At 67.0% G+C, this 20,011-nt stretch carries 18 protein-coding genes and 1 pseudogene; 11 read left to right on the top strand and 8 right to left on the bottom strand.

The genetic code is table 11. The features are described 5' to 3' along the window. Positions 1–11: 11 nt before the first annotated feature. From AC1RHV_RS30605 to AC1RHV_RS30615, 3 genes are all read right to left on the bottom strand, one after another. On the bottom strand, positions 12–836 hold the full coding sequence (locus tag AC1RHV_RS30605; protein WP_492302654.1) for an alpha/beta fold hydrolase: 825 nt from the start codon (positions 834–836) through the stop codon (positions 12–14). Between the two features lie 20 nt (positions 837–856). After that, positions 857–1,819: an amidohydrolase family protein gene (locus AC1RHV_RS30610; RefSeq protein ID WP_059378445.1), complete on the bottom strand. Its 963-nt coding sequence runs from the start codon at positions 1,817–1,819 to the stop codon at positions 857–859. Positions 1,820–2,068: 249 nt separating this feature from the next. Then, the gene (locus AC1RHV_RS30615) at positions 2,069–2,695 is read right to left on the bottom strand and encodes a nucleotidyltransferase family protein (RefSeq protein ID WP_460360035.1); all 627 of its coding nucleotides are present in this window, start codon (positions 2,693–2,695) and stop codon (positions 2,069–2,071) included. A 61-nt stretch (positions 2,696–2,756) separates the two neighbouring features. Here AC1RHV_RS30615 and AC1RHV_RS30620 point away from each other — a divergent pair, with 61 nt between their 5' ends. Continuing rightward, complete coding sequence (locus AC1RHV_RS30620; RefSeq protein ID WP_119451814.1) at positions 2,757–3,746, top strand: XdhC family protein; 990 nt, start codon at positions 2,757–2,759, stop codon at positions 3,744–3,746. Between the two features lie 21 nt (positions 3,747–3,767). Here AC1RHV_RS30620 and AC1RHV_RS30625 read toward each other — a convergent pair whose 3' ends face one another. Both AC1RHV_RS30625 and AC1RHV_RS30630 read right to left on the bottom strand, forming a co-directional pair. Next, entirely contained in the window at positions 3,768–4,235 is a 468-nt protein-coding gene (locus AC1RHV_RS30625; RefSeq protein ID WP_370127811.1) for a MarR family winged helix-turn-helix transcriptional regulator, read from the bottom strand. 87 nt (positions 4,236–4,322) lie between these two features. Beyond that, positions 4,323–5,264: a LysR family transcriptional regulator gene (locus AC1RHV_RS30630; protein ID WP_175163839.1), complete on the bottom strand. Its 942-nt coding sequence runs from the start codon at positions 5,262–5,264 to the stop codon at positions 4,323–4,325. 122 nt (positions 5,265–5,386) lie between these two features. On the opposite strand from AC1RHV_RS30630, the gene AC1RHV_RS30635 reads away from it, so the two are divergent. Continuing rightward, entirely contained in the window at positions 5,387–6,349 is a 963-nt protein-coding gene (locus tag AC1RHV_RS30635; RefSeq protein WP_492302658.1) for a 3-hydroxyacyl-CoA dehydrogenase family protein, read from the top strand. After that, entirely contained in the window at positions 6,346–7,200 is an 855-nt protein-coding gene (locus AC1RHV_RS30640; protein ID WP_175182201.1) for a beta-keto acid cleavage family enzyme, read from the top strand. Before AC1RHV_RS30635 ends, AC1RHV_RS30640 begins: the two co-directional genes overlap by 4 nt. A gap of 16 nt (positions 7,201–7,216) precedes the next feature. Here the strand turns inward: AC1RHV_RS30640 and AC1RHV_RS30645 are convergent, their stop codons facing one another. From AC1RHV_RS30645 to AC1RHV_RS30655, 3 genes and pseudogenes are all read right to left on the bottom strand, one after another. After that, positions 7,217–7,741, bottom strand: coding sequence for a SecDF P1 head subdomain-containing protein (locus AC1RHV_RS30645; protein ID WP_125473732.1), 525 nt, complete (start codon positions 7,739–7,741; stop codon positions 7,217–7,219). 71 nt (positions 7,742–7,812) lie between these two features. Then, positions 7,813–9,909: a YadA family autotransporter adhesin gene (locus AC1RHV_RS30650; RefSeq protein WP_492302697.1), complete on the bottom strand. Its 2,097-nt coding sequence runs from the start codon at positions 9,907–9,909 to the stop codon at positions 7,813–7,815. After that, positions 9,895–13,098 (bottom strand): annotated as a pseudogene (locus tag AC1RHV_RS30655) (hypothetical protein); the annotation flags it as partial. The gene AC1RHV_RS30650 and the pseudogene AC1RHV_RS30655, both read right to left, overlap by 15 nt. Positions 13,099–13,548: 450 nt before the next feature. Between AC1RHV_RS30655 and AC1RHV_RS30660 the strand changes: the two are divergent. The 8 genes from AC1RHV_RS30660 (at position 13,549) to ccmB (ending at position 20,007) form a co-directional block, all read left to right on the top strand. Beyond that, complete coding sequence (locus tag AC1RHV_RS30660) at positions 13,549–14,457, top strand: LysR family transcriptional regulator (RefSeq protein WP_119451820.1); 909 nt, start codon at positions 13,549–13,551, stop codon at positions 14,455–14,457. A gap of 127 nt (positions 14,458–14,584) precedes the next feature. Then, on the top strand, positions 14,585–14,743 hold the full coding sequence (napE, locus tag AC1RHV_RS30665) for a periplasmic nitrate reductase, NapE protein (RefSeq protein ID WP_013393095.1): 159 nt from the start codon (positions 14,585–14,587) through the stop codon (positions 14,741–14,743). Positions 14,744–14,766: 23 nt separating this feature from the next. After that, complete coding sequence (locus AC1RHV_RS30670; protein WP_054459214.1) at positions 14,767–15,084, top strand: chaperone NapD; 318 nt, start codon at positions 14,767–14,769, stop codon at positions 15,082–15,084. Next, positions 15,068–17,563 (top strand): periplasmic nitrate reductase subunit alpha, encoded by a 2,496-nt coding sequence (napA, locus tag AC1RHV_RS30675; RefSeq protein WP_054459212.1) that lies wholly within the window; start codon positions 15,068–15,070, stop codon positions 17,561–17,563. The genes AC1RHV_RS30670 and napA overlap by 17 nt, the downstream gene beginning before the upstream one ends. Before the next feature lie 20 nt (positions 17,564–17,583). Beyond that, a complete protein-coding gene (locus tag AC1RHV_RS30680) occupies positions 17,584–18,060 on the top strand; it encodes a nitrate reductase cytochrome c-type subunit (RefSeq protein WP_054459211.1) in 477 nt (158 codons plus the stop codon). A gap of 16 nt (positions 18,061–18,076) precedes the next feature. After that, entirely contained in the window at positions 18,077–18,715 is a 639-nt protein-coding gene (locus AC1RHV_RS30685) for a cytochrome c3 family protein (RefSeq protein ID WP_054459208.1), read from the top strand. Further along, complete coding sequence (gene ccmA, locus AC1RHV_RS30690; RefSeq protein ID WP_492302663.1) at positions 18,702–19,376, top strand: heme ABC exporter ATP-binding protein CcmA; 675 nt, start codon at positions 18,702–18,704, stop codon at positions 19,374–19,376. The genes AC1RHV_RS30685 and ccmA overlap by 14 nt, the downstream gene beginning before the upstream one ends. Then, positions 19,342–20,007, top strand: a complete 666-nt coding sequence (gene ccmB / locus AC1RHV_RS30695; RefSeq protein WP_013393089.1) for a heme exporter protein CcmB — start codon at positions 19,342–19,344, stop codon at positions 20,005–20,007. The genes ccmA and ccmB overlap by 35 nt, the downstream gene beginning before the upstream one ends. The last annotated feature ends 4 nt before the right edge of the window (positions 20,008–20,011 follow it).

The following is a 20,011-nucleotide window of genomic DNA, read 5'->3' on the forward strand; positions in this document are numbered from 1 at the left end:
GGTCGCGCGCTTCAGCCGCGCGCCAGCGGCGCGCCCAGGAAATCGCCAAAGGCGGCATAGAAGCCTTCCTCGTTGTCCCACGGAATCATGTGGCCGGCGGCGGGCACGCGGTGGTGTTGCGTGCCGGGCGCCAGCCGTTGGATCTCGGCCACGTCGGCGTCCAGCACCACGTCGCCCAGCTCCGCCGTGATCAGCAGCACCGGCACGTCCAGGCGCGGCAGGTCGGCATGGATGTCGTCGCTCTGGAAGGCCTCGAAGCTCTGGATGATGGCGCGCTCGTCGCAGGTGTGCAGCCATTCGGCGCGCAGCTGGCGCTGCTCCTCGGTCCAGGTCGGGCAGAACGCGCGCATGGCCTCGGCGTCCATGCCGTGCCGCGCCTGCGCCATGGAATCGACGTACCAGGGCAGTTTGGCGGGATACGGCCGGCGGCCGGGACCGGACACCGGCGGGTCCACCAGGACCAGGCGGCTCAGTCCTGCCGGCTTGCCGCGCCCGGCGCGCACGCCGATGCGTCCGCCCATCGAATGGCCGACCACGCTGTAGCGCGCCAGGCCCAGCGCCTCTGCGAAGGCCAGCACGTCGGCGGCTTGCGCGTCCAGGCTGTAGTCCAGCGTCGCGCCGGCTGCGGACAGGCCGCGACCGCGCACGTCCAGCACATAGGTGTCGAAGGCCGCGCCGAAGCGCTCGCCGACGAAGCCCCAGGTGACCGCCGGGCTGGTGATGCCCGGCACGATGATGACCGGATCGCGCCCCGCCCCACGTTCGCCGCCGTAGCGCAGGTAATGCTGGCGGATGCCGTTGGCATGGACGTTGCCGCCGTACAGGAAGTTGCTCATGTCGGTCTCCCGGGCTGGACTCAGAGTTTGAACAGGCGTCGCGCGTTGCCGTTGCAGATCAGTTCGCGGGTCGCGTCGTCCATCGGCGTCTGCTCGATGAATTCCACGGCCAGCGCGGTCGATTCGTAGGGATAGTCGACCGAGAACATCACCGCCTCGCGGCCCATTTCGGCGATGGCGGCCATCAGCGTGGGAGGCGAACAGACCCCGGACGTGGTGATGAGGATGTTGCTGCCCAGGTATTCGGAAGGCGCGCGCGCCAGCTTGATGCCGTGCGAATAGACCGCGAAGCGGCTGTCGAAGCGCCAGCGCAGGAACGGCAGGCCTTCGCCCATGTGGCCCAGGATCAGCTTGACGGCGGGGAACCGGTCGAACACGCCGCCGAACAGCAAACGCAGCGCATGGGTGGCGGTTTCGACGCCCCAGCCCCAGCATGCCCCCACCAGCTCGGGGTGGCCCGAGTAGGCCTGCGGAATGACGTAGGGATCGGACGGGTGCAGGTAGACGGGCACGTCCAGCTCCTGCACCTTTTCCCAGAACGGGTCATAGGCGCGGCCGTCGTAGTACACGCCATTGGTGTGGCCGTTGATCAGCGCGCCCTTGAAGCCCAGCTGTTTGACGCAGCGCTCCAGTTCTGCGGCGGCGACCAGAGGATCGTGCATGGGCACGGTGGCGAAGGCGCCGTAGCGCGTCGGGTGGCGGGCCACCTGCTCGACCAGGAAATCGTTGTTCTCCTTGGCGCGGCGCAGCGCGACGGCAGCGTCGGCTTCGGCCTGCACGCCCGGCCCGGTCTGCGACAGGATGACATAGTCGATGCCCCCGCGGTCCATTTCGCCCAGCCGGACTTCGTCGAAATCCACCAGGCGCGCGGCCAGGTCGGCCAGCACGGCGGGATCGATGTGCTGCGCGAAGCTCTTCGAATAGTCCTTGAATCCGACCGCGGTGTAGTGCTCCTCAAACGCGATCTTGCGTACTTTGCTCATTCCCCTACTCCCAGTTTGATGGCGCGGACCCTGTCCTGCCACGGCGCGTCAGCATTGTTTATCAGTGCACTGACTATTACATCGGAACAACCGGAATCGTGCGCAGCCGCTTTCCCATTGGGAAAAGCCCTGCGAGGGCTTCCGAATTTACGTCAGTATACTGACTTTATAGTCAGCGTACTGACAAATTAGGGAAATCCCGAAGCGCAAAAAAGAGGCCGCCGCGGCGGCCTTGCCTGCAGGCGGCGTTCAGCCGTCTTCGTCCAGGTCGGCAGGCGTGTCGACATCGCGCAACACCCCGGGATCATCGACGGGGACCAATTGCAGGCCGGGCCCTTTGAGCAGCCGCCGCGCGCCTTCGTCCCCGCTCAGCGCGGCAAGTTGCGCCAGCAGGTCTCCGCGGAATCCCACCGGGTGGCCGCGCTGCCCCTGGTACGAGGGCGCGGCCATGGGCGCATCGCGCAGCGCCTCCAGCACGCTCGCCAGGCTGGCGCGCTGGATCCAGGGCATGTCGGCCAGCGCGACCAGCACCGTGGCAGGCGTGCCGGGCAGGCCCTGCAAATACTGCGCCGCCGCGGCCAGACTGGCGCCCATGCCCTCCTCTGCCCGGTCGGTCTCCAACACCACGCAGTCTTCGGCCCGCAGCAATCCGGCCAACGCGGCGCTGCCGGGCCGCACCACGGCGACGACCATGTCCACCGCCGCGCGCAGCGTGCGCGCGCTGGCCGCCGCCACGCGCGCGCCCTGCGGCAGCGGCGCCAGCAGCTTGTCGGCGCCGGGCCGCTGCGCGGCGTAGCGCGAGCCCCGCCCCGCAGCCAACAGGATGCCGACGCGCGCGGGGATCGGGTAGGGATAGACACTAGAGACAGTCGCCATGATGATCAGTATAGTGAATATAAGCCGTGGCAGCGCCGCGGCCTTTCACTGTGAGAAGCCGATGAACGCTCTGGATCTGGACGTATTGCAACATGCGCGGGACTGGGTAGCCGCGGGCAGCCGCGTGCACCTGGTGACCGTGGTGCAGACCTGGGGATCGGCCCCGCGCCAGGCCGGGGCCATGCTGGCGCTGCGCGAGGACGGCCGCATGGTCGGGTCGGTTTCCGGCGGCTGCATCGAAGACGACCTGATGCTGCGCGCCCGCGAAGGCACGCTCGAGGATGCCCCGGCGCGCCTGACCTACGGCGTCACCCGCGACGAGGCCGCGCGCTTCGGCCTGCCTTGCGGCGGCACGTTGCGCCTGATCAGCGAACCGCTGCGCGACACGCAATGGCTGGACCTGGTGCTGCAAGCCATACGCGGCCATGGCCTGATCCAACGCACGGTGGACCTGCAGGACGGCAGCAGCTCGGTGTCTCCCGCCGGTCCGGCCGACGGCCCGGACTTCGACGGCCGCATCTTCCGCAGCGTGTACGGTCCGCGCTGGCGGCTGCTCATCATCGGCGCCAACCAGACCGCCCAGGTGCTGGCCAACATCGCCGCCACGCTGGATTTCCACGTCACGGTCTGCGACCCCCGCGAGGAGTTCTACGGCGACTGGAACCAGTCCCAGGCTACCTTGCTCACCAGCATGCCCGACGACGCCGTGCTGGAAATCGGCACCGACGAGCGGACCGCCATCGTGGCGGTCACCCACGATCCCAAGCTCGACGACATGGCTTTGCTGGAAGCATTGAAATCGCGGGCCTTCTATGTGGGCGCGCTGGGTTCGCGCGCCAACCAGCAGAAGCGCCGCGAGCGGCTGCGGCTGTTCGACCTGGACGACAGCCAGATCGCCCGCCTGCACGGCCCGGTGGGCCTGCGCATCGCCAGCAAGACGCCGGCCGAGATCGCCGTGGCGATCGCGGCCGAACTGATCTGGGTGCGCAACACGCTGGGCGACGGCGAAGCCGCCCGCAGCGCGCCGCAGACCAGCGCGCTGCAAGGCTGAGCCAGGCAGCCGGCCTCGGCCCTACATGGGTTTGAGCGTGGTGCGGCTGTACTGGTTATTGGCTTCCACCAGGGTGGAAAGCAGCTTCATGAAGATTTCCTGATTGCGCGTGGACAGCGGCTCCAGCAGGCGCTGCTGGGCGCGCGCCATGCCTTCCTGCAGGATGCCCATGATGCGCAGGCCTTCCTGGGTGATGACGGCCTGGCGCGAGCGCTTGTCGTTGGGATTGATGCGCCGTTCCACCAAGCCGCGCTCCTGCAGGCGCTTGACCACGTCTGCGGTGGTGGTGCGATCCAGCCCCAACTCCATGCCGATGGCGGTCTGGTCCAGCCAGGGACTGAGCGACAGCGCGGTCAGCACGCCATACTGCACCGGCGTCACGTTCTGCGTCTTGCACTCCTCGTAGAACATGGCGTAGTGGATCTGGTTCAGGCGCCGCACCAGATATCCCGGACGCGACCAAAGCACCTGCTTGGCCGGATCGAAGATCTTGGTGTCTGTCTTATGAGTTGCGACGCGCTTCTGGGACGTCGTCTTTTTCTGTACATCCGGCACGTTGAGGCAGCTCCAGTTTAGTTAGTGTACTGAGGATAATACCACCGGCCCGGCCTGGCGCGCCTGCTGCGCCAGATACTCCTTCAAGGTCTGCACCAACGCCGCCGCGGCGGGCGACAGGCTGCGGTTGCGGGCCGTGACCAGCCCGATCGAACGCTCGGCCACCGGTCCGATCAGCGGACGCTGGACGATGCCATTTTGCGCTACCGCCGCGGCGGCGATTTCGGGCAGCGCGGCAACGCCGAATCCGCATTCGACCATGGCGACGATGGTGGTCAGATGCTCGGCCTCGAAGGCCGGCGTAAAGCGTATCCGGTTCTGCAGGAAAGCCCATTCCGTGTACTGCCGCACGCTGCTGGGCTGCACCATGGACACGTGCGCCGCATCCGCCGTATCGGCCCAACGCAGCGGACCGCGGGCGCGCGCCAGTGGATGGGCTTCGGGGATCAACAGCAGGAAACTGTCGGACATCAGCGGCACGTAGTGCAGATCCGCATGCTGCGGGTCCGCCGCGGTCAGGGCGAAGTCGACTTCGCCCGCGCGCACCAGGTCGAAAGCCGGCCCGGACAAGGTATCGCGTACTTTCAGGGCGACCAGCGGATGGGCCTGGCGATAGGTCATGAGCACCCGCGGCAGCAGGCGGGCCGCAATCGAGGGCAAGGCCGCCACCGACACCTGCCCCTGTTCCGCGTTGACGATGCCGCTGACCGCGGCAATGGCGTCGCGGAAGGCCACTTGCAGCGCGGCAGCCTGCTGCATGAAGACCTCGCCGGCGGCGGTGAGGCGGACGGTGCGCGTGGTGCGGTCGAACAGGCGCACACCCAGCGCCTCTTCGATGCGCTGGATCTGCGTGGACAGAGCCGATTGCGACAGGTGCAACTGCGCGGCGGCCTGGCGGAAGTTGAGCGTGCGGCCCAGCACCAGCGTGGTATCGATATCGCGCATCGAAAGATTGATCTGCATGCCTGGCGCGGCCCCTCTATTGATCTAAATATAAGATCATTCTATCCAAAAAATCTGATTCATCAATCAAAACAGGTTCTCTACACTCGCCCGCAGCGTAGTTTCAGATGAAGGAGCAAACCATGCAGACGGACGCGATAGCACTGCCCAATCCGGGCGCGGCGCATGCGGTGGTGGTGGGCGGCGGCACCATGGGCGCCGACGTGGCCGTGGTATTGACCCGCGCGGCCTGCCGGACCACGGTGATCGAATCGAATGCCGAGCGCGCGGCGGGCGTGCCCGCCCGTGTCGCGGAAAACCTCAAGACCATAGGCCGGGAAGCGAACGCCGCCCTGCTGTCCACCGCCGCCAGCCTGGACGAGGTGGACTGGTCCGGCGTGGACCTGGTCATCGAGTGCATACCCGAACGCCTGGACATCAAGCAGGCGCTGTTTGCGGACCTGGCGCAACGCGCCCGGCCCGATGCCATCCTGGCCAGCAACAGCTCCAGCTTCCCGATCAGCGCCATCAGCCAGGGCCTGGCTACCCGCGGCCGCATGCTGGGCCTGCACTTCTTCATGCCCGCGCATCTGGTGCCGCTGGTGGAAGTGGTGCTGGGCGAAGCCAGCGACAACGCCTGCGCCGACACGCTGATCGCATTCATGCGGCGCTGCGGCAGCGTGCCGGTGAAGGTGCGCCAGGACCTGCCTGGCTTTCTGGCCAACCGCCTGCAGCACGCGCTGTCGCGCGAAGCCTTCGACCTGATCGACCGCGGCATCGCCTCGCCGGAAGACGTGGACGCGGCAGTGCGTTTCGGCTTCGGCTTCCGCTTCCTGGCGGCCGGCCCGGTGATGCAGCGCGACCATGCCGGCATCGATGTGCATGCCGCCGCCGGCGCCACCATGTACCCCACCTTCTGCAACGCCAGCGAGCCGGCGCGCTGCCTGACCGAACGCGCCCAGGACGGACGCCACGGCATGAAGACGGGCGAAGGTTTCTACACCTGGACGCCCGAAACCATTGCTGCCGAGCGCGCGCGCTACGACCGCCTGTTACGCGCCGGCCTGGACCTGATTGCACCCGAACTGCCGGAGATCAAGCCGTGAGCAACACCCCCCTGCCCCGCGCCGCGCTGGCCGACTCGCCCGTCATCATTACCGTGGCGCCCAATGGCGCCTACAAAAAGGCCGCCGACCATCCGGCCGTGCCGCTTACCGCCGAGGCTCTGGCGCACGAAGCGCGCGCCTGCCTGGACGCCGGCGCCGCCATGATGCACATGCACGTGCGCAAGCCTGACGGCAGCCACCTGCTGGACGCCCAGGCCTACCGTGACGCCCTGGCCGCGGTGCGCGGCGCCGTGGGCGACGAACTGCTGGTGCAGGTGACCAGCGAAGCCGCCGGCGTCTACAAGGCGGCGGAACAGATCGCCCTGGTGCGCGAGCTGCAACCCGAGGCCGTGTCCATCGGGCTGCGCGAGATCGCCGTACCGGAGATCCCGGAAAGCGAGCTGGCGGCTTTCCTCGCCTGGATCGCCGAGCGCCGCATCATGACCCAGATCATCCTGTACGACGAAGGCGACGTGCGCCGCTGGCTGTCCCTGCGCGCGCGCGGCCTGGTGCCGCCAGGAGCGTGGTCGGTGCTGTTCGTGCTGGGCCGCTACAGCGCGGGCCAGACCTCTTCGGCCTATGACCTGCTGCCCTTCCTGGCCGCGTACGACCAGTCCCTGCCGTGGGCGGTATGCGCCTTCGGCCCCGAGGAAAACGCCTGCGTCACCACGGCCGCAGCGTTCGGCGGGCACATGCGCGTGGGTTTCGAGAACAACCTGAAGCTGCGCGACGGCAGCACCGCGCCGGGCAACTCGGCGCTGGTATTGCAGGCCGCGCAAGGCGCGCAGGCATTGGGCCGCCCGCTGGCCACGGCCGCCGACGCGCGCCGCATCTACGGGGCGATCGGCTGACTCCGCCTGGGCGGCGCTACTGCGCCGCCCCTTCTATCGCTTGCGCAACGCTGATTGCCTGCTCCTCCGAGTTCATCGTCAGGTTCAGGATGCCCTCCTCCATGGGGCCTGCGATGCGCGGCACGCCCACCAGCCTGCCGTCTATCGTGAACACCAGCCACTTCCCGGGGTACTGGCGGCCGATCTGCGCCAGCTTGCGCGCGCCTGGCGGCGTGAATCGCAAGCTGACAAAAGGCTGCCCCTCCCGGGTCTTCATGGGCGTGGCGGTATTCAGGTCCGCCCGGGTAAGCGCGGGCGCCAGCAGGAAGTAGTAGGTCTTGTCGGACATGCGCAGCTCGCGCAGATCGGCGCCCGGCTGGTCCTGCGCCAGGCGGAACTCGACCGCCGGGATGGCCGTCCGCGCCCGCGCCGCGGTGTCTTGCGGCGCAGGCTGGGCGGCGCGGGGCGCGGCATTCGCGCCCTTCTGAGCCACCATGGGCTGGCAAGCCGCCAGCAATGCGCTCGATGCAATCAAAGCCGGAAGAATGATGCGACGTGTCATGGCTGTATACCTCTCATGGATCATTGAGGCCGCAGCTGCGGGCCGCGAGCCTGCGTTCGTGCCACATGTACTCACCATTGATATCCCACTCCCACGCTAGCGCCGTAGTCGCCGCGCGAACTGCTGCTGGCCAGGCCCTTCACCACCCATCTTCCGCTGTCGGACACCGTGGACAGCCCCATGGCGAAGCCGCTTTCCCCGCGCCACGTACCGCCGCCCATGCTGAACATGCTCCTGCCGGGCAGATAGGCCTGCGGCAGCGCCGACATCGCCATGGCGGAAGCCACGCCGGCGCTCAACCGGTTGTCCAGCCCTTGCACGTTCTTGCGCAAGCCCGCCACCTGGTGGCTCAGGCCGCTTTCTACTTCTCGCAACTGGCTCACGTTCGCCGCGTCGGTTCCCGCAGCGCCGCGGGCCACGTGCGTGATCTGGCGTTCGGCTCCGGCCGCGCCGACCGAAACCGTGTCGTCGCGGTCGGCGACAGACCCGGCGCCCAGCGCCACGGCATTACTGCCCGACGCCTTGCTACCGTTGCCCAACGCCGTGGCTCCCGCGCCGGACGCCTGCGCGCCATTGCCGATCGCGGTGCTGTTCTTACCCGAGGCCACGGCGCCCGCGCCGCCCGCCGCCGAGTTGCCGCCGCTGGCCTTGGGCGGCTTGGCCGCCTTTACTTCCTGGCTGGTCTGGAACATGCCCGCGGCGCCATTGCCGATGTTCGTCACATCGCCTTCGATGCCGGTCATGCGTTCGTCCAGCGCGGTGAGTTGGTCGCCGACCTGGAGCACATTGCCTGCCACGTCCTGCAAGCGTTTGTCGGAATAGTCGTTGGCCTGCTTGAGCGCGCCGTCCAGCTGCCGCAGATTCACGGCGTCCGTGGCCTCGCGGCCGTCGGCCAGATTGCTGAGCGTGCGTTCCGCGCCCGACGAGCCCACAGACACCGTGCCGGCCGACTTGTTTTGCGCCTCCGAATACTTGCCGGCATAGCTCTGCGCTCCCCGGTCCGCCACGGCGCCTCCGCCCAACGCCACATCGCCATCCTTCCCTGCGACCGCGCCGTTGCCCAAGGCCACCGAGTTCACCCCATTGGCGGCCGCGCCCGGTCCGACCGCGATACTGCCTGGACCATTGGCCTGTGAATCCGGCAGCGCCGCCGACGCCCCGCCGTTGGCATGGAAGTACTTGATTCCGGCGCCGCCCTTGGTGAAGTTGTCGACCGTATCGCCTATAGCCTTCACGTACTGGTTGGTCTCGAACAACTGCGAACCATTGACCGCATCCGTGCTGTCCGCCGACAGCGTGCCCCGCGCCACGTTCCTCAGCACGGTGGCCGCCCCGCCGGGATTAAAGGTCACCATGCCGTAGTTGCTGGTGCCCTCCGCATTGAGGTCGTATTTCACCCCTCCCGCGTCGAGCCCGCTCACATTCGAGGCCAGCGCCTTCAACTGGCTGACGTTCACGGCGTCGGAATCCACAGTACCCGCGGCCACACCGTTGATCTGCCGATACATGCCGGCATCGGCGTCACCCACAGACAACGCGGCCAAGGTGCTGCGCGTGGCGTTCACGGACGCGCCATTGGCGCCCAGGGGCACATACCCTGCTGCCCCGGCCACCGTCTTGGCAACCGATCTCGCACCCAGCGCTACGCCACCGCCCGCGACAACCTGGCTGCCCGCGCCCAGGGCCACCCCCTGGACGGCATCAGCCAGGGCCTGCGTTCCCGCCGCAATGCTATCCGCTGACGTGGTACGCGCCTGCTGTCCCAGGGCGATGCCGCCGGGCGCCCCCTGGTCCACTACCGCCCGATCCCCGATCCCCAGGCCGCGGTCCCCATTGACCACGGCCTGCGGGCCGACCGCGATCGACTCAAGCCCTACCGCCAGCGAATCGGAAGTCGTCGAGTTGACATGGAAGTACTGGGTCCCAGTGGTCGTCAAGGAGCCGATCGCGCCGGTCAGTTGGCGCAAAGTCACCGCATCATGCTCCTCGGTCCCGTCCGCCACGTTGGTAATCTGGCGGTACGCGCCATCGCGACCCACGGATACCGCTCCCAGCAAGGTGAGATCCGCCGTGTTGAACGGCACCAGGGCGCCACCGCTGCCGACCGCAAGGCTGCCCGTGGTCGGCGTCAGCGCCCGGGCGGACACGGAGCCTGAACCCAGCGCCACGCTCCCTTCCTGGCTCGCCTGGGCATCGCGTCCCAACGCCAGCGCGTCGCCGGCCGACGTCCGCGCGTTGTAGCCCAGCGCCGTGCTGCCCACGCCCTGCGCGTAGGCATCATCTTCCGCCAGTCCCAACTCGTTGGTCCGCGCATAACGCAAGCCCAGCCCATTGTCGGCCTTGCTGATCAGGCTAGGGTTCCCCGTCAGGTGTGTGTACGTGTCGCCCATGGTCGTCAGGGTATCGCCCATGCCCGTCAAGGTATCGCCCATGCCCGTCAGCCTGTCGCCCACGCGCTGTACGTCCTGGTTCGTCTCGTGCAGTTGCGCACCGTTCACCGCATCGGTGCTGGTGGCCGTCACGGCCCCGCGCGCCAGGTTGGTCAGCCTAGTGCCGCCCGTCATGCCGCCGTCCGTCGATGCCGATCCCGCCAGCGTGATCAGGCTCTTGGGATCGCCCGCGTTGCCGTCATAGGTCACCGCCCGGTCGCCCAGGCTGCCCACGTTCTCGGCCACGGACTTGAGCTGGCTTACGTTCACCGCATCCGTGTCGGACGCGCCCGCAGCCAGATGGCTGAGACGGCGCTCCGCACCGGCCGAACCTATGCTCACTTCGCCCACCGGGGCAGCGCCCGCCACCGCCGCCGTACCTGAGCGGTACGCCGCCGCGCCCAGCGTTGCGCCATTGGCGACCGCATTCGCGCCCAGCGCCACGCTACCGGCGTGGCTTGCCTGGGCCTCGCGGCCCAGCGCCAGCGCGTTGTCGGCCGTGGCTCGCGCGTTGTAGCCCAGCGCCGTGCTGCCGGGGTTCTCCGCATAGGCGTCGCTGGGCGTCAACCCGCGCTCGTTGGTCCGCGCATAGCGGATGCCCAGGCCGTTGGCGTCGGTGTATGTCGCGTTCGTGTCCCCGGTGAGATTCGCCAGCGAGCCGCCGAGGTTGGTGAGCGTATCGCCCAAGGTCGTGACCGTACCGCCGATGGTCGTGACCGTATCGCCGAGATTCGTCACGGTGTCGCCCAGGGTCGTGACGGTGTTGCCCATGCTGGTCACCGTGTCGCCCATGGTCGTGACCCTGTCGCCCACGCGCTGCACGTCCTGGTTCGTCTCGTGCAGTTGCGCACCGTTCACCGCATCGGTGCTGGTGGCCGACACGGCCCCGCGCGCCAGGTTGGTGAGCCTGGTGCCGCCCGTCATGCCGCCGTCCGTGGATGCCGATCCCGCCAGCGTGATCAGGCTCCTGGGATCGCCCGCGTTGCCGTCATAGGTCACCGCCCGGTCGCCCAGGCTGCCCACGTTCTCGGCCACGGACTTGAGCTGGCTTACGTTCACCGCATCCGTGTCGGACGCGCCCGCAGCCAGATGGCTGAGACGGCGCTCCGCACCGGCCGAACCTATGCTCACTTCGCCCACCGGGGCAGCGCCCGCCACCGCCGCCGTACCTGAGCGGTACGCCGCCGCGCTCAGCGTTGCGCCATTGGCGACCGCATTCGCGCCCAGCGCCACGCTACCGGCGTGGCTTGCCTGGGCCTCGCGGCCCAGCGCCAGCGCGTTGTCGGCCGTGGCTCGCGCGTTGTAGCCCAGCGCCGTGCTGCCGGGGTTCTCCGCATAGGCGTCGCTGGGCGTCAACCCGCGCTCGTTGGTCCGCGCATAGCGGATGCCCAGGCCGTTGGCGTCGGTGTATGTCGCGTTCGTGTCCCCGGTGAGATTCGCCAGCGAGCCGCCGAGGTTGGTGAGCGTATCGCCCAAGGTCGTGACCGTACCGCCGATGGTCGTGACCGTATCGCCGAGATTCGTCACGGTGTCGCCCAGGGTCGTGACGGTGTTGCCCATGCTGGTCACCGTATCGCCCATGGTCGTCACCCTGTCGCCCACGCGCTGCACCTCCTGGTTCGTCTCGTGCAGTTGCGCACCGTTCACCGCATCGGTGCTGGTGGCCGACACGGCCCCGCGCGCCAGGTTGGTGAGCCTGGTGCCGCCCGTCATGCCGCCGTCCGTGGATGCCGATCCCGCCAGCGTGACCAGGCTCCTGGGATCACCTTCGTTGCCGTCATACGTCACCGCCCGGTCGCCCAGGGCATTCACCGCCTGATTCGTCGCATTGAGCTGCGAACCGTTGACGGCATCCGTGCTAAGGGCGCCAAGCCGCCCCGCCGCAACGTTCGTGATGGAGCGCTCCGCACCCGTGCTGCCCACGCTGACCGTGCTGGCGGGCGCCGACCCGGCGAACGAATAGGACCGCCCCGCGATCGCGGCGCCAGACGTGCCGACGGCGGCAGCAGTCGCGGAGCCCGCCCCCAGCGCGACGTCGTCCGAGTTGGTTGCGACCGAATCGAAACCCAACGCCATGCTCCGCGCCGCCAGCGCGTTGGCATCGTTGCCTACGGCCAACGCCGCGGCGCCCGCAGCCGCCGAGCTATTGCCCAGCGCGACGGCGCCTGGTCCCGAGGCCCGATTGGCATTGCCCAACGCCACCGAGTTTTCACCGATCGCCGAGCTGCCGCGACCGATAGCCACCGCGGAGAAGTTTCCTGTTGCGCCATCAGCCACGCTGCCGATGCCCAGGGCCACATCGCCATCGCGCCGTGCCTGCGCACGCGTGCCTATCGCAACGGAATCCGCCCCCATGGCACGCGATTCTCCTGCGACCGCAACGGCGTTGAGCCCCGATGCCTGCGCACCCGCCGCCGCCGAATTGGAGGAATTATTGCCGCCGATCGCGACGCTGCCGACGGCCGTGGCACGCGCCCATTGACCAAGAGCGGTCGAACCCAGGGCAAGGGCTCCGGCCTGCATGCCTACAGCGGTGCTCCGAATTGCCGCCGTAGCCGCAAACCCCAGGGCGGTCGCGGCATTGCCCGTCGCCGTCGCTTGAAAGCCCAGGACCTGCACGCCGGTGTAGCCGCCGCCATCGGCATCGCATCCGATAACGTTGGACCACAGGCCGGATCCATCGCTCGGAGTCTTGCCCGCAGGATAGGCTACGCCGTCGGGTCCCGTCGCCTTGGGAGAGGCGCAACCATTCGGGTTGTACGTTGATGCATGAACCTGCGGACCCGTACCCGCCAGACCGGCAAGTATCGCAAGCCCCGCTGCGATATCCAGCCGCATGTTCAGCTTCAGGCGCTTCCGAATGGACTGCCGGCCTCCCGCCGCGTCTTCGTCCGCATCGATCCAAACGTTCCTGAGTATCTTGTTCATGAATGGATGCTCCAGTTCAAAAACTCTAGGGAAGTTCTCGTCTACGCAGCCATTACGTGTGACTCAAACGGCACCCGGAACACGCTGCGGCGACTAACGCCACCCGCTATGCAAGCGGCCGGGCTCTCGCCAACTGCGCCACGCAAGCGGTCGATCTATTGATGGAGATGGAAAAGGAAATGCGCCAGGACCAACGCGGGACGCCTCGCTTGCCGGCGGAGGAGTCCCGCAGCGACTGCATCGGGTGATGCATTGAGGCCAAGACTACGGCGCGCAATTGCAATCGCACATTGCACTTGGGCCTATGGGACGTATCGGCGCAGCCTTCCTATGCCGGCTGGCCGCAGGTAGGTAACAGCGGAAACCAACATTTCCGCCGTTCCACCCACTAAACAAATGGACCGCTCATCCGTCTCAGAATCGGGGCATTGGTTTCATGAGGAGCGTTCCGTGGATTTGTTGGCAGCGATACGCATTTTTCTCCGCGTGGTGGAACGCGGAACCATCTCGGGCGCGGCGCGCGATCTCGACATGAGCCAACCATCCGTGAGCGAACGCATCGACAAGCTGGAGCGTTTCCTAAGCGCCCGCCTCTTGGTGCGCAGTTCGCGCAAGCTGAGCTGCACGGCTGAAGGCCGGACGTTCTACGAACAGGGCAAGCAGCTGCTGGACGCGGCGGAATTGACAATAAATTCCGTATCGTTAAGTAACGCCAAGATACAAGGAAGCCTGAGACTCGCCGCGCCGCAGTGCCTGGGCGAGATCGTGGTTCCCAAGGCCCTGATGAACGTGCGCACGGCACACCCCGATCTGCACGTGGATCTCATGCTGAACGACACCATCGCCGACCCGGTCACCGAGGGCCTCGACATTTCGCTGCGGCTGGGCCGCCTCAATGAAAACGGAGGCTATATAGCTTTCCCGCTTGGCTGGGTGGCCCGCAAGCTGGTCGCGGCGCCTTGTTACCTTGCGGCTCACGGCCCCATAGAAACGCCGGCGGACTTGGCCTTCCATCCGTTCATTCGTTTGAAGGCCATTTTCGCGAACGACCAGGTGCCGCTCTCGCGCGAAAACGGGCCGGTGGTCCAGACGCGCATCAGGACCGCCATGACGGTCAGCCACTGGCGTCCCATGTACGATCTGATCCTCTGCGGCGGCGGCATCGGCATCCTGCAGCATCCCGCGTGCGCCAAGGCACTGGCGCAAGGACGCCTCGTCGAACTGCTGGACGGCTATCGCGTTCCGCCGCTTCCGCTCAATGCGCTGATTCCGCCCCTGCGTCCGATGCCGCAGCGCGTGCGGGCGGTCCTGGACCTGTTGAAGCGGGACATTCCAGCGCTGCTCCCGCCAGCTGCTTGAACCGCCCATCCGTCCCAGCACATTGTTACGCCGTGGTGCAACATTGACGCCCTTCAAAGCCATCTGCTAAAAGCTTCGGTATCCGCACGTTAAACGCAATGCCCCAACTGTCGTAGTGAGGTGCTGTGTGCAAAACGAGTCCGATGGCTACACCAAGCCTCAGGAACTACGAAGTTTCCTGTTCCTGACGGCTGTCATGGCCCCCGTCCTGTCGGTCATCATCGTGGCAGGCTACGGTTTCCTCGTCTGGTTCTATCAGCTGATTGCCGGCCCTCCCGGTAGCTGATGCGACGCGACGGAACCCCTCCCATGTCCGCGCTCCCCCACTCCGCGCCGCCTGCGGCGCCGCCAGAGCTGCACATCGCCAGCATGGTGGTGCACGCCGCGCCGCGCCGCTTGCCCGACGTCCGCCAGGCGATTCTTGCAATTGCCGGAGCGGAAATCCATGGCGCTTCCGACACTGGAAAGCTGGTGGTCACCCTGGAAGCCCCCTCCACCGACGACATGATGGCCCGGATCTCAGAGATCCAGCGCCTGGATGGCGTGCTGGCTTCGGCGCTGGTCTACCAGCACGCCGACTCGCTGGACGCGATGAACGAGGAGATTGACGATGGCAATGGCTCGTAGAGACTTCATCAAGCAATCTGCCGCGGCCGCGGCCGCGACTGTGGCTGGCATACCCATCGTCGGCTACACGCAGAACATCGTCACCGAATCCGAGGCCGCCAAGCTCAAGTGGTCCAAGGCGCCCTGTAGGTTCTGCGGGACCGGCTGCGGCGTGAACGTCGCCGTGAAGGACAACCAGGTCGTGGCCACGCACGGCGATTTCAACGCCGAGGTGAACAAGGGCCTGAACTGCGTCAAAGGTTATTTCCTGTCCAAGATCATGTACGGCAACGACCGGCTGACCACGCCGCTCTTGCGCATGAAGGACGGCAAGTACGCCAAGGACGGTGAATTTGCCCCAGTGTCCTGGGACCAGGCCTTCGACGTCATGGCCGAGCAGTTCAAGCGCGTACTGAAGGACAAGGGTCCCGAGGCCGTGGGCATGTTCGGCTCGGGCCAATGGACCGTCTGGGAAGGGTATGCCGCGCTCAAGCTGATGAAGGCGGGCTTTCGCAGCAACAACCTGGACCCGAACGCGCGCCACTGCATGGCCTCGGCCGCGGTGGGCTTCATGCGCACCTTCGGCGCTGACGAGCCCATGGGCTGTTACGACGACATCGAGAACGCCGATGCCTTCGTACTGTGGGGCTCCAACATGGCGGAGATGCACCCGATCCTGTGGACCCGCGTGACCGATCGCCGACTGTCCGCGCCCAAGACCAAAGTCGTCGTGCTGTCCACCTTCGAGCACCGTTCCTACGAGCTGGCCGACATCGCGCTGACCTTCACGCCGCAGACGGACCTGGCGATCCTGAACTACATCGCCAACCACATCATCCAGACCAAGCGCGTGAACCGGGATTTCGTGGACAAGCACACGACTTTCCGCGAAGGCAATGCCGACATCGGCTACGGCCTGCGGCCCGATCATCCGCTGCAGAAGGCCGCCAAGAACGCGGGCGACGCCGGCGGCTCCAAGCCCATTACGTTCGACGATTTCGCCAAGTTCGTTGCCAAGTACGACCTGGACTACACCGCCAAGCTGAGCGGCCTGCCCAAGAAGCAGCTGGAAGAGCTGGCCGAACTCTATGCCGACCCGAAGGTGCGCGTCACATCCTTCTGGACCATGGGTTTCAACCAGCACACCCGCGGCGTATGGGCCAATAACATGGTCTACAACATCCATCTGCTGACCGGCAAGATCTCCACGCCGGGCAACAGCCCGTTCTCGTTGACCGGCCAGCCCTCGGCCTGTGGCACCGCCCGCGAGGTGGGCACCTTCTCGCACCGCCTGCCGGCCGACCTGGTGGTGACCAATCCCAAGCACCGCGCGCACGCCGAGGAAATCTGGCAGCTGCCCGACGGCACGATCCCCAGCAAGGTGGGTGCGCATGCGGTCCTGCAGAACCGCATGCTCAAGGACGGCAAGATCAACGCCTATTGGGTGATGGTCAACAACAACATGCAGGCCGCGGCCAACCTGATGAATGAAGGCCTGCCCGGCTACCGCAACCCCGACAACTTCATCGTGGTGTCGGACGCCTACCCCACCGTCACCACTATTTCGGCCGACCTGATCCTGCCGGCCGCCATGTGGGTCGAAAAGGAAGGCGCCTACGGCAACGCGGAACGCCGCACCCAGTTCTGGCACCAGCTGGTCAACGCGCCGGGCGAGGCGCGCTCGGACCTGTGGCAACTGATGGAGTTTTCCAAGCGCTTCAAGGTCGAGGACGTCTGGCCTGCGGATCTGCTGGCCAAGAAGCCCGAATACCGCGGCAAGACGCTATTCGACGTGCTGTTCGCCAACGGCAAGGTCAACCGCTATCCCAACACCGAGCGCGACAAGGACTACGCCAACCAGGAAGCCGAGGCTTTCGGCTTCTATGCGCAAAAGGGGCTGTTCGAGGAATACGCCGAATTTGGCCGCGGCCATGGCCACGACCTGGCGCCGTTCGATACCTACCATGAAGTGCGCGGCCTGCGCTGGCCCGTGGTCAAGGGCAAGGAAACGCTGTGGCGCTACCGCGAAGGCAGCGACCCCTACGTCAAACCAGGAGCCGGTTTCGAGTTCTACGGCAATGCCGACGGCCGCGCCGTGATCTACGCCCTGCCCTACGAACCGCCCGCGGAATCGCCGGACAAGGAATACCCGTTCTGGCTGTCCACCGGACGCGTCCTGGAACACTGGCATTCGGGCTCGATGACGCGGCGGGTGCCGGAACTGTACCGGGCCTTCCCCAACGCGGTCTGTTTCATGCACCCCGATGACGCCCAGGAAATGGGCCTGCGGCGCGGCGTCGAGGTGGAGGTCGTGTCGCGGCGCGGCAAGATGCGCACGCGCCTGGAAACCCGCGGGCGCGACAAGCCGCCGCGCGGCCTGGTGTTCGTGCCCTGGTTCGACGCTGGCCAGTTGATCAACAAGGTCACGCTGGACGCCACCGATCCGATCTCGTTCCAGACCGACTTCAAGAAGTGCGCGGTCAAGATCGTCAAGGTCTGAAAGGCGAACCGGAGACAGCCATGAACCTACGCGCCCTTACTCTCGCGACATGCGTCATCCTTGGTTCGGCCGCCTGGGCGGCGCCGCCGCTGGAGGTCGAAGACCCCATGCGCGGCCCCACCCCGGTCGCGCAGGAAACCGACCCGCCGCTCATCAGTCCGGTCGAAAACAAGGACATCCGCCGCATGCGCACGTATTCCATGCAGCCGCCCACCATTCCGCACAAGATCGACGGCTACCAGGTCGACAAGGACTTCAACCGCTGCCTGGCCTGTCACGCCCGCGTGAACACCGAGGAAACCCAGGCCCCGCCCCTGAGCGTGACCCACTACATGGACCGCGACAGCAACGTGCTGGCGGAAGTCTCGCCGCGCCGCTACTTCTGTGTGCAGTGCCACGTGCCGCAGACCGAGGCCAAGCCTCTGGTGTCCAATACTTATCAGGACATCGATGTGATCCTCAAGCGCCTGTCCGCCCCGGCGCCCGCCAAGAAGTAAGCGACCGGAGGCAGCCATGCTCGGACTCATCAAGCGCTACTGGAACATCATCCGACGGCCCAGCGTGCATTTCAGCCTGGGCTTCCTGACGGTCGGCGGTTTCATCGGCGGCATCCTGTTCTGGGGCGCCTTCAACACCGCCATGGAACTCACCAACACCGAGAAGTTCTGCACCGGCTGCCACGAAATGCGCGACAACGTGTACGCCGAGCTGAAAGGCACCATCCACTTCACCAACCGCTCCGGCGTGCGCGCGCTGTGCTCGGACTGCCACGTGCCGCACAACTGGACCGACAAGATAGCGCGCAAGATGCAGGCGTCCAAGGAAGTCTGGGGCAAGATTTTCGGCACCATCGACACGCGCGAAAAGTTCGTGGAGAAGCGCCTGGAGCTGGCCCAGCACGAATGGGCGCGCTTCAAGGCCAACGATTCGCTGGAATGCCGCAACTGCCACAATTACGAGTACATGGACTTCACGCGCCAGAGTCCGCGCGCGCAGAACATGCACTCCACCTATCTGGCGGACAAGAGCAAGACCTGCATCGATTGCCACAAGGGCATCGCCCACAAATTGCCGAACATGGGACCGGGCCCGACCTCCATGGCGCCCGAGCCCACGGGCCCGGGCAAGGAAGTGGCGCATGCGGCCCGCTGATGCGCCGCCGCCCATGCTTTGCGCGCGCGGCCTGACCAGCCGCCGCGGCTATTCCGCGCCCGTGGATTTCGAGCTGCATGGCGGCCAACTGCTGCATGTGCGCGGCGCCAACGGCAGCGGCAAGACCAGTCTTCTGCGCATGCTCGCGGGCTTGCTGCGGCCGCTGACCGGCAGCGTGCTGTGGCGCGGCGGCGACGCACGCCACGACCCCGCCGGCTACCGTGCCTGCATGGCCTACCTGGGGCATGGCAACGGCCTGTGCGGCGAGCTGAGCGCCGCCGAGAACCTGCGTTACGCCCTGCACGTCGCCGGCACACCGCAGGCAGAAACTCGTTTATCGGACACCTTGCGCGCATGGCGCCTGGAATCCTGCGCCGACATGCCCGCCCTGCGCCTGTCCCAGGGACAGGGCCGGCGGCTGGCGCTGGCGGCGGTCGTGCTCGGCGCCAAGCCCCTGTGGCTGCTGGATGAACCCGACGCCGGGCTGGACACGGCCAGCCTGGAGCAATTGCGCCTGGCGCTGGAAGCCCACCTCGCGGCTGGCGGCGCCGCCGTGCTCGCCTCGCACCGCGAACCTGGCACCGCCGCCGCGCATACTCAAACCCTGGACATGGATGACTACGCGGATGCTGGCTACGCTGTCGCAGTTGGCATTGCGTGAAATCCGCCTGGCCTGGAGACGGCCCGCGGACACGCTGGGCGCCACCCTGTTTTTCATCGTGGCCGGCACGCTGTTCCCCCTGGCGGTCGGTCCCGACCCCGCGCTGCTGCTGGCCATCGGGCCGGGCGTGCTGTGGGTCTGCGCCCTGCTCGGCATCCTGCTGACGCTGAACCGGCCTTTCGCCCAGGACTACGACAACGGCGCGCTGGAACAGCTGCTGGTGTCGCCGCATCCGCTGCCGCTGCTGGTGGGCGCCAAACTGGCGGCGCACTGGTTCAGCAGCTGCCTGCCCCTGATCCTGGCCAGCCCGGTGCTGGCCCTGCAATTCGGCCTGTCGCCGCAGGCCATCGGCATCCTGGTCCTGTCGCTGCTGCTGGGCACGCCGACGCTGGCGCTGGTCGGCGGGTTGGGCGCGGCGCTGACGCTGGGCCTGCGCGGCGGCGCCCTGCTGCCGCTGCTGGTGCTGCCGCTGTATGTGCCGGTGCTGATCTTCGGCGCTGGCGCGGTGTCGGCCTCGCACGCCGGCATGGGCGCCGGACCGCAATTGTCATTGCTGGGCGCATGCCTGTGCCTGGCCATCCTGTTATGCCCCTGGAGCGCCTCGGCGGCGCTGCGCGTGGCGCTGGACTGAGGAC

Source organism: Achromobacter sp. GW823-FHT04E03, from assembly GCF_058796095.1.